Raw genomic sequence first — 14,981 nt, forward strand, 5'->3', positions numbered from 1 at the left:
AAATTTAAATGCGGTTTTTTTTATGTTAGGTGATACACTCTTATTTTTACTTGTTTTTAAAAAAATTAATTAAGCTTAATGATTATAGTAGAGAATAGTTAATATTAAATAAAATTATAAAAATTTTATTCACGAATACTAAACAATAGATGCAATGTGAGTAAATTGCAATAGTAGAACACACTTAATTAATAAAAAGAGAAACAGAGTGCATTATAACACATTTGAAAAAGGAGAATTATTTGAAAAATTTGTTGAAAATGAATTATTTAAACCTTCTGAATACGATTTAATACATCGTACCAATAGCCAAAGTCAAAACGCAACTAGATACGCAGAAGACACCCTTAAACCTGATTTTAAATTTAGATGTAAAAATACCAATCAAGAATTTTATATTGAAGCTAAATTTCGTTCAGGTTTTAATGCTAGAGATATGATTGAAGTTATTAGTTATAACCAAATAGAACGCTTTAAAACACTTCAAAAAGAAGAAAACACCCCAATTTATATTACTATTGGATATGGAGGCCACCCAAACAATCCTAATTATATAAGTTTGATACCTTTAAATGAATTAAGCTACTTAGAACTTTATGATTCGTTTTTGAGAAAATTTCATATCGATAAAAAATCAGTGAACAGTAATCTTTTAAATCTACCAGAACCTCAACAACAAAAACCAACGGAGGAACATCCCCTGGAAAAAGAAAACATCTCTAAAAAAGAAGATGTAAACAACACGTTAATATTATCTTCAAAAAACAAAAAAACTGCACTAGCAATAACTGTAGCACTCTTTATTGCTGTCTTTTTAACATTTAATGTATTTAAAAAAACTAATGAAGACCTATTAAAAGAAAAAACAATAGCTTATTACAGCACTATTCAATCTGGAAATATAGATGAATTAGAAAATTTCATCCAACCTAATGTAGATAAATGGTACAGCCAATCTAATCTAACTTATACCGAAATAAAAGAACAAACAAAATCTTATATAAACAGACACCCTAAAAGTAAAGCAGAAATACAATGGGACACATTTAAAATAACACCTTTAAATGATGACTATGCTGTAAGTTATAATATGATATATAAATTACTTAAAGAAGACAAAGGAAAAGACAGGATTTTTCATTTAAAAATTCATGCTATCTGGGGGAACGACTTAAAAATAAAAAGTCTTTATGAAGTTAAGATATAGCCAAAACTAAGTAACAACTTATAATTTTAAAACAAAAAACCTCTTTTAACGAGTGGTTTTTTGTTTTTATGAACAGACAAATCTTTATACTCATCTCAGTAATCAGTAAATAACTAAAATAATATCATATAAAAACTAAATAGCTTTAAAAAATTAAAACAGATACAAAGTATTATACACCTTCAAAAGAACACTTTAACTCTAAAAAATCGGGCAATTCGTGGGCAAACAGGAAATAAAAAAAGGGTCTCAATCTCTTGAAACCCTTGTAAACGTTAGTGACCTCGGCTGGATTCAAACCAGCAACCTCTTGAGCCGTAATCAAGTGCGCTATTCAGTTGCGCCACGAGGCCGTTTTTAAGTGGGTGCAAATATAACGATATTATTCTTTTAATTCCAAATAAAAACAAGAAAAAAATTAAAAAAAAATTATTGATCGCTATTAAGTGACATTTATTTTACTAAAAAACTACTGAACAACTTATATTTGTAACAAAAAATAACCATAATGGAATACATATTACAACCTTGGCCTTGGTACGTTAGTGGGCCACTTATTGCAATTATAATGTTTGTTTTAATTTACTTTGGAAAAACATTTGGAATGTCTTCAAACCTTAGAACACTTTGTGCTATTGGTGGAGCCGGAAAAAAAGTTCCTTTTTTTAATTTTGATTGGAAAGCACAACGTTGGAATTTAATGGTTGTAGTTGGTGCTATAATTGGTGGGTTTATTGCTCAATTTTTACTATCTAACCCTACAAACATGGATATCAATCCCGAAACGGTTTCTCAACTTAATGAGTTTGGTTTTCAAAATGTAGGAAAATCATTAATCCCTGCCGAATTATACAGTTGGGACGCCGTGTTAAGCGCTAAAGGATTTTCAATATTAATTATTGGTGGATTTCTAGTTGGTTTTGGTACACGTTATGCTGGAGGTTGCACTTCCGGGCATGCCATTACAGGTTTAAGTAGCCTACAATTACCATCTCTTATTGCCGTAATTGGCTTTTTTATTGGTGGTTTAATTATGATCCACTTATTATTCCCATTAATTTTTTAAACAGCTACAAATGAAATATATAAAATTTTTATGCGTCGGAATCCTTTTCGGAATTGTTTTAGTAAAATCTGAAGCTGTATCATGGTATCGCATTTATGAAATGTTCAAGTTTGAATCTTTTCACATGTATGGTATTATTGGAAGCGCCGTTACTACAGGAATTATCCTATTATTACTTACCAAGAAATTACAACTTAAAAGTATTAACGGAAAACTTATGGAAGTGCCTAAAAAAGATAGTGGATTAACAAGATATCTTGTTGGTGGTATTATTTTTGGTTTAGGTTGGGCATTATCTGGAGCTTGCCCAGGACCTATGTATATTTTAATAGGGACAGGTGCATTTTCTATAATTATAGTTATTGCAGCTGCCCTATTAGGAACTTATGTATATGGTGTGCTTAAAGATAAGTTACCACACTAAATATTAAATAATTTCTGCGCTTAATCCTGCTTGCAACAATTTTGCACAGCGAGGTTCTAAATCTTTATATGCACCGGTTTTTACGGTGCATTTTCCTTTATAGTGTACAATAATACAGCATTGTTCGGCTTGCTCTGGTGTATGATCACAAGCATAAACAAGTGCGTCAATGACATCATCAAACGTATTAACATCGTCATTAAACAACACAATTTCGTTTTGGTTTGAAACCACTTCGTCTTGCTGTGTGTCTTCACAAACTTCTTCTTTCACACTCATCAACATTTTTTTAGTTTTTAAATTTTAAAGCTACCCAGTTATTTCTTTCTAAGGTTTCAACGTGGTTTAATCCATGTTTATTACATTCTGCTTCAATTACCGGAATATCTTCTTTGTAAAATCCACTTAAAAATAATAAACCATTCTCATTTAAACAAGAGGTGTATGCCCCTAAGTCGTTTAGTAAAATATTACGGTTAATATTTGCGATAACAATATCATAAGAACGTGCTCCAAGCGCACTTGCATCACCTTCAATAACGGTAATTTCTTTACAGTTATTACGCTCTACATTTTCTAAACTATTTAAATAACACCAGTTATCATAATCTACAGCATCTAATGGTTTTGCACCTTTCATTTCAGCAAGAATAGCTAAAACTCCTGTTCCGCAACCCATATCTAAAACCGATTTGTTAGTAAAATCATTTTTTAAAACATGCTGAATCATCATGTGTGTAGTTTCGTGATGACCTGTACCAAAACTCATTTTTGGTTCGATAATAATATCATATTCGGTGTCAAATTTATCATGAAATGGCGCACGAACAGCACATACATTATCTACAACAATTGGACTGAAGTTTTTCTCCCATTCCGAATTCCAGTTCGTTTGCTCAATTTCTTCAAAAGTAAATGTAATTACAAATTCATCTGAACCTAAAATTTGAATGTCATCTAAAATATCTGCATTCCATTCTTCTTTTTGAATATACGCGGTAACACCTTGTTCGGTTTCAACAAAACTCTCAAAACCTGCATATCCTAATTCTGCAATTAAAATTTCTACTGCTGGTTGCAACGGTGCAACTTTAAACTCATATCCTATATAAACTTCCGACATCTTATTCTTTTTTTTTGCAAATTTACTAATCCTTAGCCTAGTTACTATTACTTTTGTCGCAAAATCAATCATTATGAATAAACTTATCACAACTATTTTTATTTTCATTGTTGCTTTTTCTGCCAAAGCACAAGTTGACAATGACATTAAACTATCGGCTCTCCCCTATTATAGCTACGGAAAAGGGCTAGGAATTACCTCTCCAGACAGTATTTTTAAATTGAATATTAGATTTAGAATGCAAAATCGTGTTACCTATATTGATAACGATAACGAAGATCCTGGTTACGAAGCCATGATTAGACGTTTGCGTTTACGTTTTGATGGTTATGTAGGAGATCCAAGTATTATTTATGTGATTCAGCTTTCATTTTCCCCTAATGATGTTGGTGCTATTGAAGATGGCGATAACCTAAATATTATTAGAGATGCCATCGTGTTTTACAGACCTGATGAACATTGGAATATTGGATTTGGACAAACTAAACTTCCAGGAAACAGACAACGTATCAATTCTTCGGGAGCTTTACAACTTACAGATCGTTCTATAAATAATTCGAAATTTAATATTGATAGAGATTTCGGACTTCAAGTGTATTATTTAAATGCACTTAAAGATAAATTTTCATATAATGTAAAAACAGCAATTAGTACAGGTGAAGGTAGAAACTGGACTAAAGAACCAGATGATGGTTTAGCGTTTACAGGACGTTTAGAATTATTTCCTTTTGGATCTTTTAAAAATAACGGAACATTATTTGAAGGTGATATTAAGCGAGAACCTAGTCCTAAATTAATGCTTTCTGGAGTATACCATTACAATAATAAAGCACGAAGAACACGCGGAACTATTGGTGATGATTTATTTGAACAACGTGACATTAAATCTTTATTATTAGATGCTATTGTAAAATATAACGGTTGGGCATTTCAAACGGCTTATATGAATCGTACTACAAAAGATCCTATTACTATAAATCCTGATGATAATACAGAGTATAGCTACGTATTTGCTGGTAGTGGATTTGATACACAACTAAGTTATATTTTTGAAAATAATTACGAACTTATTGGTCGTTATTCATACCAAGAACCTCATAGTGATATTGAATTGTTAACTCCAAAAACCAACCAATATAGTGTTGGTGTTACTAAATATATTTGGGAACATGCTTTAAAACTTCAAGCTGAAGTTACTAAAAGTGATCTTACCTATTTTGATGCGACTACGGCTAATGATTGGTATGTTCGTTTTCAGGTAGAAATTGGAATTTAACAGAATATCTGTTAGAGCGGAATTGAGAACTATCTCATAAAAAAAGCAAAAAAAAAGCGAACTTTTCAGTTCGCTTTTTTTATATAATAAATTCTTAAAAGGCATTTACAATAGCAAAAAAGTCTTCTGCTTTTAATGCTGCACCTCCAATTAAGCCTCCATCAACATCTGGTTTAGAGAAAATTTCTTTGGCGTTATTTGGTTTTACACTACCTCCGTATAAAATTGAAATGCTATCTGCAGTTGCAGCATCATATTTATTAGCTAAGGTTTGTCTTATAAAAGCGTGCATATCTTGAGCTTGCTCCGGGCTTGCAGTTTCACCTGTACCAATTGCCCAAACAGGCTCGTAAGCTAATACTATATTTTTATACACTGAAGCCTCTAAATGGAATAAAGCGTTCTTAATCTGACTTTCAACAACTGCTTCGTGATTACTAGATTTTCTGTCGGCTAATTCTTCACCAAAACAAAAAATTACACGCATATCATTTGCTAATGCTGCATCTACTTTTTTAGCTAGAGATGCATCAGTTTCATTAAAATAAGCACGACGTTCACTATGTCCTAAGATCACGGTTTTTACACCAATACTTTTTAACATACTTGCACTAATTTCGCCTGTATAAGCACCATTTTCTGCAAAGTGCATATTTTGTGCTATAACTTCTACATCTGTTTCTCTAAGCGCTTGAAATGCTTGCCACAAGTTTGTAAACGTAGGTGCTACCATTACTTCTGCATTAGAAGTTTTAGTTTGCTTTTTTAAATCTGTAATTAAGGCTTCTGTTAACGATAAATCGTTATTCATTTTCCAATTTCCTGCTACAATGTTTTTTCTCATTTTAATGCGTTTATTAATTGTTTATCATCGGCTGAAATAGCCTTAAAATGTTTTATAGTTCCATCTGATTCCACAACCATATAACGTGGAATCCAATCTAAATTCACAAAAGTTGCAAAGTCACCTTTCCAACCAGATTGCATAAAATAGTGTTCACCTTTTACATCATATTTTTTAATACCACGTTTCCAGCTATCCGTACTTTTATCCAAAGATAAAAATAGATAAACAACATCGTCATTTTTAGCCTGTAAATCTTTCACTTTTGGCATTCCTTTTATACAATCACTACACCAAGATGCCCAAATTTCAACAACAATAGTTTTTCCTTTATGTTGATTTAAGATCGATTGAAATGTAATATCATCTCCTTTTAAACTTACAAAAGTATCTTGTAATGCTTTTTCAGAAAATTGTTTTGGAGTTTCTTGTGCATTACAATTCATAAAGAATAAGGCAACAACGATAAGGCTTAAGTATTTTTTCATAATTAATTGTTTTAATCTGTTTTAGGTTTAGTGGGAATTTATTGAGAAAAATTACAATAATTCTACTCTAATTTCACTTTTGGGTCTAACCATGTGTAAATGACATCAACAAAAATATTAATTACAATAAATACTACGGCTATAATTAAAACTGCTCCCATAATTACGGGCAAGTCTAAAGTATTTAAAGCGTTAACTATTTCTTTTCCTAAACCATTCCATCCAAAAATATACTCAACAAAAACCGCTCCTGCTAACATAGAAGCAAACCATCCTGAAATAGCAGTAACTACAGGATTTAAAGCATTTTTTATAGCGTGTTTTTTTATAATTTGAAATTCGCTAAGCCCTTTTGCTCGCGCTGTTCTTATATAATCTTGGTTGAAAACTTCTAATAATGAATTCCGCATTAACTGAATTACAACAGCCAACGGACGAATTCCTAAAACAAGTGCTGGTAATATTAAGTTTTTCCATTTTACGTGTACATTTTCGCCAAAATCATCGAGTTCATACAAACTCCCTGTCATTTCTAAATTGGTGTATTTATGCAATACAAATCCAAAAAACCAAGCAAATAAAATGGCGCTAAAAAATGATGGCACACTCATTCCTAAGGTACTAAATATCTGAATCACTTTATCTAACCAACGGTCTTTATATAATGCTGAAACTATTCCTAAAATAATTCCGATGGTAATTGCAATAAGTATTGCTGACACAGCCAAAACAAAGGTATTTGGTAAAGTTTCGCCAATAACATCGGTTACTTTTTTACCTTGTTTGGTAAACGATTCTCTTAAATAAGGGTATTTTAAAACCGTTACCGTTTCGCCAATGGTAAACAAAGGCATTGCGGTATATTTATGTGGTTGTAAATAGGTATAATCTTTAGTATTTGTTGAATGAAACGATAATGGTAACACATCATTTAAATAGTATAAATATTGTGTTGTAATAGGTTTATCAAAGCCATATTTAGCTTTTACAATAGCTAATTGATTGCTATCTTCATTTTGACCTAACATCATTTGCGCAGGATCTCCGGGCAATACATTAAATAAAAAGAAGATAACTGTAACTACCCCAAATAGTGTGAGTAATGCGTAAAAGACTTTATTTATAAGGTAGTTAATCAATAGTTTATAGTTCTATATCTTCAATATCATTCCAGTGAGATTTTTGTACAACAGTCCCATTTTTAAGGACTAAAACTCCTGGGTTAGATCGTACAACAGTTTTCACTACTTTTTCGTCACATAAATAAAAATCGAAATCTAAATTGTAAGTCTTTTTAATATCTTGTTTTGTAACATCTCCTGATGCCGAAATCCCAATTACCGTATATCCTTTAGCAATGGCTTTATCTGTAAAAGCTTTTAGTTTTTTCATTCCTTCTCTTTCAGAATGTTCTAAACTATAACTCGCTACCATGATTAGGTTTTCTTTTTCTAGGAAATGAGTGGTTAAATCTTCGTCATTAGTTTCAATAGAAAAATCAAGAATTGAAGGTTCAAAACCTTTTTCAATCACTTTAGTTTCATAGCTCACTAATTCTCCACCTTCAACAGTTGGGTAAGATCCGTTAGTTACAATTTCTTGTTCTTCGCCATTTACACTAAACAACCAAGTCCATTCGGTTACAGGTTTCTTTGCATCTTCTGGAACAGTCATATTAGCCTCAAGGTTTTCACCAATACTATACGCTCTAAAATCTATTGCTGGTAAATGCATTAATACATAATATCCAAATGATAAACTGGCAACAAAACTTAGTAATGATACAACAGTTAAGCCTAATTTACTAAAAATAGGTTTAATGTGTTTTACACCTATAAACAAGACTAAAACGAGTACTAAGAGAATTAAATCTTTTGTAAACGACTCCCAAGGTGTTAATGGAATAGCGTCTCCAAAACAACCACAATCTTTAACTTTATCAAAATATGCTGAATAAAATGTTAAGAATGTAAAAAACACAATCATTCCAAGTAAGCTCCAAACGGTAAGTTTTGGTTTATATCCTATTAATAAGAAAATACCCAAAACAACTTCAAAAACTACTAAAAGCACAGAAATACCTAATGCGTATGGAATTAAAAAAGGAATATTTAAAACGTCATAACTAAAATACTCTTGTAATTTATATGAAAATCCTAAAGGATCATTCAGCTTTATAAATCCTGAAAAAATAAATAAAGCTCCAACTAATAGTCTACTAATGTTTACAATAAATTTCATACTTTTTTATGCTTTTAAATGAATCATAGCGAAAATAGCGTAGTTTATCATATCCTGATAATTAGCATCAATCCCCTCACTTACAATTGTTTTTCCTGAGTTATCTTCAATTTGTTTAACACGTAATAACTTTTGAAGTATTAAATCTGTTAAGCTACTTACACGCATATCACGCCACGCCTCCCCATAATCATGATTTTTATCGAGCATTAACTGTTTGGTTAATGCAATTTTATCATCATATAGTTTTGTAGCATCTTCAACATTTAAATCGGGTTGTTCTACCACGCCTAACTCTAGTTGAATTAACGCCATAGTACAATAATTTATAATCCCAATAAACTCGCTCACTTCACCTTCATCAACTTTTCTTACGCTATTTTGTTGCAGACTTCTTATGCGTTGTGCTTTTATAAAAATCTGATCGGTTAACGATGGTAATCTTAAAATTCGCCATGCGCTACCGTAATCTGTCATTTTGTTTATAAAAAGACTTCGGCAAATCTCTATAATATCGTCGTATTGTTTTGAAGTATCTTGCATCTAATACATTTAATTTTCCGTAAATTTCGCATAAATTAACCGAACTAAAAAACTTTTAACCATACAGAGATTGTTTTGATAAAAACTATGAATTGCAACGGGAAACTAATTGAGCTCAACACCCCACGTGTTATGGGAATACTCAACGTTACACCCGATTCTTTTTTTGATGGCGGACGCTATGCGAATCCTCAAGAAATGTTAAAGAAAACAGAAAAAATGCTAAATGATGGCGCCACTTTTATTGATATTGGTGCTTATAGCTCGCGCCCAAATGCTGACTTTGTTAGCGAACAGGAGGAATTACAACGTTTAATACCCATTGTAAAACTACTTGTAAAAACGTTTCCAGAGATTTTAATTTCAATAGATACTTTTCGCAGTGACGTTGCTAAACAAAGTATAAATGCCGGAGCTTGCTTAATTAATGATATATCAGCAGGATTATTAGATAAAAACATGCTTACTACAGTTGCTAAACTAAAAGTACCATACGTAATGATGCACATGAAAGGTACACCACAAACTATGCAACAGCATACTCAATACGACGATTTACTGAAAGCTATTTTATATTATTTTTCTGAACGTATTGACGCAGCAAAACAACATGGCATTAACGATATTATTATAGATCCTGGATTTGGATTTGCAAAAACGCTTGATCAAAATTATGAGTTATTGCAAAAGATGGACTTACTAAACCTTACTGAACATCCTATTTTATCTGGTATTTCTAGAAAATCTATGATTTACAAAACATTAAACACCACTGCAGAATACGCCTTAAACGGCAGTACAATTTTAAATACAATTGCTTTACAAAAAGGGGCTTCAATTTTACGCGTACATGACGTAAAAGAAGCTATGGAATGTATAACACTAACACAAAAATTACACGCTTAACACGATGAGATATTTTTTAATTACACTATTACTAGCAGTAACATTATGGTCTTGCGGCGAAAAAAAATCGGTACAACTCCCTGAAGTTAAAAACACAGCAATTACAGAGGTTTTAGATGTTTCGCCAGCTTATTTATTTTATGATGAAACAGATCCTGAAGATGTAGATTTAAACCGAAGCAATATTATAAGCACTACAAATTGGCTTATAAATGTTGATAAACGCATCACTTTAGAACATGCGATTCCTGAAATTATTTTTATGCAGAATAAAAAGCGTAATGCCGAAATTCATAAAAATAAAGACGCTAAAAACTATTACACTTGTAATAACAGTTCGATTAAAAACTTGGGCTTTATTGAATTTACAGATGTTGTATATCATGAAGAAGTTTTACATTTTAAAAACACACAACAAGTAAGTATTAGGTTTAATTCGGAAGATGAAATTATTACAACCATTCATTTTAAAAACAATACTACTGTAAAAGCAAATAAAAACACATTACAAACGGTTTTAAAAATGATACAAGCACCAACTGATACAAAATTGGTTTTAGATTTCAATAAAAACTTAACATTTCAGGAGTATATCACATTTAAATCTTTAATTTTAGGATTAGATTTAAACCAACTAACAATTGATAATAACGAGTTTATTTACTAGCTCTATTTTTACATTAATAAAAAAACTTCCTTTTGGATAATTTAAAATTTTGGGATTTTAGCGTCATTGATTTTATTGACGTATTCCTAGTTGCCATATTACTTTACTATGTTTACAAACTTGTAAAAGGTACTGTTGCCATTAATATTTTTATTGGAATTATTGTGATTTATTCGGTTTGGAAACTTACCGATTTTCTTAACATGTCCATGCTTCATAATATTTTTGATGGTTTTATGAAGGTTGGAATTATCGCTTTAATTGTTGTTTTCCAACCTGAAATACGAAAGTTCTTACTAATGATTGGCTCTACAAACTTAGGAGGAAAAGGTAAAATTTTCAGTAAATTAAATTTCTTAAAATCTGAAGTTGAAACAGAAACCAATGTTGAAGTCTTAATTTCAGCATGTGCAAAAATGGGAAATTCAAAAACTGGTGCTTTAATTGTTTTGGAACGTAATAATAATCTTGATTTTTTAACCGCCACAGGAGATGCTATGAACATTGGCGTTACGCAACCAATTATTGAAAGTATCTTTTTTAAAAATAGCCCGCTACACGATGGTGCCATAATTATCGCTAATAATATTGTAAAAGCGACACGGGTAATTTTACCTGTAAATAACGAAAAAAATATTCCTCAACGTTTTGGATTACGTCATAGAGCTGCTGTTGGTATCACCGAAAAAACAGACGCTATTGCACTTGTGGTAAGTGAAGAAACTGGTCAAATTTCGTATATTAAAAATGGAGAGTTTTCTATTTATAAAGATACTATTGAATTGAGCCAATTATTAAAGAAAGACCTTACATAAATGAATTGTAAAAACTGTAAAACTAATTTATCTCAAGATAATGATTACTGTAGTAAATGTGGTGGGAAAATTATTAGAAACCGATTAACTTTAAAACAATTATTCTCACATTTTGCCGAGTTATACTTAAATTTTGACAATAAGTTTTTACGAACATTTATAGGACTTTTTAAACATCCTCAACAAGTTATTGACGGCTATATATCTGGTACAAGAAAAAAATATGTAGATGTAATTAGCTATTTTGCTTTAGCCGTTACCATTACAGGATTTGAATATTTTATTCTTCGGAAATTCTTCCCAAACTTCATAGATATTTCAAATATGACTTATAAAGGAAGTGAGGCTTTTATGGCTGATTATATGAATACAGTGATAGAGTATCAATCTTTAGTACTCATGCTTTTTGTGCCATTATACGCCTTGGTTGGTAAGTTTGTATTTTACAATTATAAAAATTACAACTACACAGAAATTTTAGTAATTTTCATGTATGTAATTGCACAATTATCAATTGCGGGAGCTATAATTTTATTGACTTCTGCAGTATTTGGACTTAATATGGGAGTTTTAAGTCCTGTAATTTCAATATTTCAAATCGTATATTCTGGATATTGTTTAAAACGTTTGTATCATTTAAACAAGAAGAGTATTATTTTAAAAACATTATTATTCTTTCTTATTGCATTTGTAACATACATCGCAATTGTGATCTTGATACTTGTAGTCCTATTAATTGTTGGCGGTCCTGAATATTTTATTCAAATGATGGAAACCCAAAATGCTTTAAGTCAATAATTAATGTGTTGCGGCTGTTTTAGCAAACTGTACATCATGTAAGTTTTTATAATATCCGTTTTCTTGTTGTAATAATTGCTCGTGAGTTCCTTGTTCAACAATTTCACCCGCTTCCATAACAATAATTTTATCAGCTTTTTTAATAGTTGCTAATCGATGAGCAATCACTATTGAAGTTCTTGATTTTGTGATTTTATCGGTAGCATCTTGTATTAATTGTTCAGAATAAGAATCGACAGAAGACGTAGCTTCATCTAAAATTAAAATACTTGGATTAGTTACATAAGCGCGTAAAAAAGATATTAATTGGCGTTGTCCCGAAGATAACATTACACCACGCTCTTTTACATTATATTGATAGCCGTTAGGTAAACTCATTATAAAATCGTGAATCCCAATTTCCTTTGCTGCTTTATGAACTTGTGCTTCGGTAACCTCTGGATTATGTAATGTTATATTATTAAGAATGGTATCTGCAAACAGAAACACATCCTGAAGTACCACAGCTATTTGCGCTCTTAAAGACTCTAAAGTAATATCTTTTACACAAACACCATCAATACAAATGGTACCACTTTGAATATCATAAAAACGATTCAATAAGTTAATAATTGTAGATTTTCCAGCACCTGTTGCTCCTACAATGGCTACGGTTTGTCCTGCTTCAACAGTAAAAGAAATGCCTTTTAAAACCTGTTCATTTTCAACATAAGAAAACACTACTTTTTCAAAAGAAATATCACCTTTAAATTGTGTTGCTTCCAATGTTCCTACATCATCAATTTGAGAGGTTGTATCTAAAACTTTAAACACTCTATCGGCTGCAACCATACCCATTTGTAGCGTATTAAATTTATTGGCAATTTGGTTTAATGGACGAAATAACATTGGGATCATCATTATAAAAGCAGTTAACTCCCCTAAAGATGCCGCACTATCCATAATCACATTTAAACCTCCATACCAAACTACTAAACCTAGAGTTACTGATGATAAAAATTCTGCAATAGGAAAAAATACAGAGTTATACCAAACGGTTTTTAACCAGCCATCTCTATGACGTGCGTTTATGGCTTTAAACTTTTTATATTCGGTAGCTTCACGTGTAAATAATTGAAGAATTTTCATTCCTGTAACACGTTCTTGCACAAAACTATTAAGATTAGAAACCTCTGTTCTTACATCCTGAAATGCAGATTTCATATATCTCTGAAAAATTTTGGTCGCAAATAACACAATCGGTAACGTTGTAAATACAATGAAACTTAATTTCCAATTCATTGAAAACATCATAATTGCTACAGCCAACATTTTTAAGATATCACTAAAAATCATGAATAATCCCTGACCAAAAATATCGGCAATACGTTCCATATCTGTAACTGCCCTGGTAATTAAAATACCTACCGATGAGTTATTATAATACTTCATTTTAAAACTAAGCATATGCTTAAAAAGCTTTACTCTAATATCTTTTACAACCGATTGTCCCAACCAGCTTGCATAATAAATAAACAAGAGTTGCGATACTACTTCTAACACCAATAAAACCACCATAATAATGATGTAATATAAAAATCCATCATACTCTTGAGGTGCAATTTTAGTATCAATAGCTAATTGAAGTACTTTGGGTCTGAATACTCCAAAAACCGACAAACCAATTACAAATAATAGCGTTGCAATAAACACCATTTTGTAAGGGTTAGTATATTTTAATAAGCGCTTAAAAAGCGTAACATCAAAAACCTTTGTTCCTTTTTTAGACATGTTTTAATCTGTAATTTTTATAGTATTTGGGTATGTTACTTTTGTTAAATATAAACCGTGAGCAGGCACTGAAAATCCAGCTTCACATCTGTTTTTAGATGAAATAATAGTATGTAAGTCGTTCACTTCTGTTTTTCCTAACCCAATATTCACCATAGTTCCTACAATAGCGCGCACCATGTTTCTTAAAAAACGATCGGCAGTAATAATAAACGTAAGTTCGTTATCTAATTTTAACCAACGTGCTTCGGTTACATCACAATTAAAAGTGTGTACATCGGTATGTGTTTTTGAAAAACATTCAAAATCTTTATACTGTAATAAGATATCACAGGCAGCATTCATTTTATCAATATCTAATGGTTTCTGCATTAAATAGGCATAATCAAAAGTGAATACATTTTTCTGATTAGAAATACGATAATTATAAGTTCTTCCAGTAGCATGAAATCTGGCGTGTGCGTCGTTTTTCACCATAAAAATATCGTAAATAGCAACATCTTTAGGTAAAAATGAATTCAGTTTAAAGACCAATTTTTCGGTATCTAAAACCACATCACTATCAAAATGCGCAAACATTTGGGACGCATGTACACCTGCATCAGTACGACCTGCTCCCATAATACTTATATTTTGTTGTAATAACCTACAAAGTGCAGCATCTATAACCTCTTGTACAGAAATGGCATTAGGCTGAACTTGCCAACCGTGGTAGGCTTTTCCATTATATGATAATTCAATAAAATATCTCAATTGAAACGCTTATTTTTGCTATTGAAGCCACAAAGATAACTAGAAATACTAGTTTGCGCT

At 31.2% G+C, this 14,981-nt stretch carries 17 protein-coding genes and 1 tRNA gene; 8 read left to right on the plus strand and 10 right to left on the minus strand.

Annotated elements, in window-relative coordinates; all coding sequences use genetic code 11:
* Positions 1-208: 208 nt before the first annotated feature.
* Positions 209-1,207 (plus strand): hypothetical protein, encoded by a 999-nt coding sequence (locus ACU4C5_RS02255; protein ID WP_446845428.1) that lies wholly within the window; start codon positions 209-211, stop codon positions 1,205-1,207.
* A 279-nt stretch (positions 1,208-1,486) separates the two neighbouring features.
* Here the strand turns inward: ACU4C5_RS02255 and ACU4C5_RS02260 are convergent.
* Positions 1,487-1,560 (minus strand) — tRNA-Arg (locus ACU4C5_RS02260).
* 155 nt (positions 1,561-1,715) lie between these two features.
* On the opposite strand from ACU4C5_RS02260, the gene ACU4C5_RS02265 reads away from it, so the two are divergent.
* Positions 1,716-2,273 (plus strand): YeeE/YedE family protein, encoded by a 558-nt coding sequence (locus ACU4C5_RS02265; protein WP_446845429.1) that lies wholly within the window; start codon positions 1,716-1,718, stop codon positions 2,271-2,273.
* Between the two features lie 10 nt (positions 2,274-2,283).
* Positions 2,284-2,697: a DUF6691 family protein gene (locus ACU4C5_RS02270; RefSeq protein ID WP_446845430.1), complete on the plus strand. Its 414-nt coding sequence runs from the start codon at positions 2,284-2,286 to the stop codon at positions 2,695-2,697.
* A 3-nt stretch (positions 2,698-2,700) separates the two neighbouring features.
* Here the strand turns inward: ACU4C5_RS02270 and ACU4C5_RS02275 are convergent, their stop codons facing one another.
* Positions 2,701-2,976 (minus strand): ATP-dependent Clp protease adaptor ClpS, encoded by a 276-nt coding sequence (locus tag ACU4C5_RS02275; protein WP_446845431.1) that lies wholly within the window; start codon positions 2,974-2,976, stop codon positions 2,701-2,703.
* A gap of 10 nt (positions 2,977-2,986) precedes the next feature.
* Positions 2,987-3,820 (minus strand): 50S ribosomal protein L11 methyltransferase, encoded by an 834-nt coding sequence (prmA, locus tag ACU4C5_RS02280; RefSeq protein WP_446845432.1) that lies wholly within the window; start codon positions 3,818-3,820, stop codon positions 2,987-2,989.
* Positions 3,821-3,893: 73 nt separating this feature from the next.
* Here prmA and ACU4C5_RS02285 point away from each other — a divergent pair, with 73 nt between their 5' ends.
* Positions 3,894-5,096, plus strand: a complete 1,203-nt coding sequence (locus tag ACU4C5_RS02285) for a porin (protein WP_446845433.1) — start codon at positions 3,894-3,896, stop codon at positions 5,094-5,096.
* Positions 5,097-5,190: 94 nt separating this feature from the next.
* Here ACU4C5_RS02285 and tpiA read toward each other — a convergent pair whose 3' ends face one another.
* From tpiA to ACU4C5_RS02310, 5 genes are all read right to left on the minus strand, one after another.
* Complete coding sequence (gene tpiA, locus ACU4C5_RS02290) at positions 5,191-5,940, minus strand: triose-phosphate isomerase (RefSeq protein ID WP_446845434.1); 750 nt, start codon at positions 5,938-5,940, stop codon at positions 5,191-5,193.
* Positions 5,937-6,428 carry a TlpA family protein disulfide reductase gene (locus tag ACU4C5_RS02295; RefSeq protein ID WP_446845435.1) on the minus strand — a complete coding sequence of 164 codons (492 nt, stop codon included), beginning with the start codon at positions 6,426-6,428 and terminating at the stop codon, positions 5,937-5,939. The genes tpiA and ACU4C5_RS02295 overlap by 4 nt, the downstream gene beginning before the upstream one ends.
* 62 nt (positions 6,429-6,490) lie before the next feature.
* Entirely contained in the window at positions 6,491-7,567 is a 1,077-nt protein-coding gene (locus ACU4C5_RS02300) for an ABC transporter permease (RefSeq protein WP_446845436.1), read from the minus strand.
* A gap of 4 nt (positions 7,568-7,571) precedes the next feature.
* Positions 7,572-8,669 (minus strand): BT_3928 family protein, encoded by a 1,098-nt coding sequence (locus ACU4C5_RS02305; protein ID WP_446845437.1) that lies wholly within the window; start codon positions 8,667-8,669, stop codon positions 7,572-7,574.
* Between the two features lie 6 nt (positions 8,670-8,675).
* Complete coding sequence (locus ACU4C5_RS02310; RefSeq protein ID WP_446845438.1) at positions 8,676-9,212, minus strand: DUF1599 domain-containing protein; 537 nt, start codon at positions 9,210-9,212, stop codon at positions 8,676-8,678.
* A gap of 132 nt (positions 9,213-9,344) precedes the next feature.
* Between ACU4C5_RS02310 and folP the strand changes: the two genes are divergently transcribed.
* From folP to ACU4C5_RS02330, 4 genes are read left to right on the plus strand one after another with little or no spacing between them, the layout of a single operon-like run.
* Complete coding sequence (folP, locus tag ACU4C5_RS02315) at positions 9,345-10,118, plus strand: dihydropteroate synthase (protein ID WP_446845439.1); 774 nt, start codon at positions 9,345-9,347, stop codon at positions 10,116-10,118.
* A 4-nt stretch (positions 10,119-10,122) separates the two neighbouring features.
* Entirely contained in the window at positions 10,123-10,785 is a 663-nt protein-coding gene (locus ACU4C5_RS02320) for a hypothetical protein (protein ID WP_446845440.1), read from the plus strand.
* A gap of 32 nt (positions 10,786-10,817) precedes the next feature.
* Positions 10,818-11,600 (plus strand): diadenylate cyclase, encoded by a 783-nt coding sequence (locus ACU4C5_RS02325; RefSeq protein ID WP_446845441.1) that lies wholly within the window; start codon positions 10,818-10,820, stop codon positions 11,598-11,600.
* Complete coding sequence (locus tag ACU4C5_RS02330; protein ID WP_446845442.1) at positions 11,601-12,398, plus strand: DUF3667 domain-containing protein; 798 nt, start codon at positions 11,601-11,603, stop codon at positions 12,396-12,398.
* Here the strand turns inward: ACU4C5_RS02330 and ACU4C5_RS02335 are convergent, their stop codons facing one another.
* Together ACU4C5_RS02335 and truA are read right to left on the minus strand one after the other, a co-directional pair.
* Complete coding sequence (locus ACU4C5_RS02335) at positions 12,399-14,168, minus strand: ABC transporter ATP-binding protein (RefSeq protein ID WP_446845443.1); 1,770 nt, start codon at positions 14,166-14,168, stop codon at positions 12,399-12,401. It abuts the gene before it with no gap.
* A 3-nt stretch (positions 14,169-14,171) separates the two neighbouring features.
* Positions 14,172-14,921, minus strand: a complete 750-nt coding sequence (truA, locus tag ACU4C5_RS02340; RefSeq protein WP_446845444.1) for a tRNA pseudouridine(38-40) synthase TruA — start codon at positions 14,919-14,921, stop codon at positions 14,172-14,174.
* Positions 14,922-14,981: the final 60 nt, after the last annotated feature.

It is taken from the genome of Lacinutrix undariae, from assembly GCF_052934785.1.

Coding starts and splice junctions, on each gene's coding strand:
- ACU4C5_RS02275 (WP_446845431.1), bottom strand. CDS start 2,976: ATGAGTGTGAAAGAAGAAGTTTGTGAAGACACACAGCAAGACGAAGTG.
- ACU4C5_RS02335 (WP_446845443.1), bottom strand. CDS start 14,168: ATGTCTAAAAAAGGAACAAAGGTTTTTGATGTTACGCTTTTTAAGCGC.
- ACU4C5_RS02265 (WP_446845429.1), top strand. CDS start 1,716: ATGGAATACATATTACAACCTTGGCCTTGGTACGTTAGTGGGCCACTT.
- ACU4C5_RS02305 (WP_446845437.1), bottom strand. CDS start 8,669: ATGAAATTTATTGTAAACATTAGTAGACTATTAGTTGGAGCTTTATTT.
- ACU4C5_RS02330 (WP_446845442.1), top strand. CDS start 11,601: ATGAATTGTAAAAACTGTAAAACTAATTTATCTCAAGATAATGATTAC.
- ACU4C5_RS02270 (WP_446845430.1), top strand. CDS start 2,284: ATGAAATATATAAAATTTTTATGCGTCGGAATCCTTTTCGGAATTGTT.
- ACU4C5_RS02295 (WP_446845435.1), bottom strand. CDS start 6,428: ATGAAAAAATACTTAAGCCTTATCGTTGTTGCCTTATTCTTTATGAAT.
- ACU4C5_RS02310 (WP_446845438.1), bottom strand. CDS start 9,212: ATGCAAGATACTTCAAAACAATACGACGATATTATAGAGATTTGCCGA.
- prmA (WP_446845432.1), bottom strand. CDS start 3,820: ATGTCGGAAGTTTATATAGGATATGAGTTTAAAGTTGCACCGTTGCAA.
- folP (WP_446845439.1), top strand. CDS start 9,345: ATGGGAATACTCAACGTTACACCCGATTCTTTTTTTGATGGCGGACGC.
- ACU4C5_RS02285 (WP_446845433.1), top strand. CDS start 3,894: ATGAATAAACTTATCACAACTATTTTTATTTTCATTGTTGCTTTTTCT.
- ACU4C5_RS02320 (WP_446845440.1), top strand. CDS start 10,123: ATGAGATATTTTTTAATTACACTATTACTAGCAGTAACATTATGGTCT.
- tpiA (WP_446845434.1), bottom strand. CDS start 5,940: ATGAGAAAAAACATTGTAGCAGGAAATTGGAAAATGAATAACGATTTA.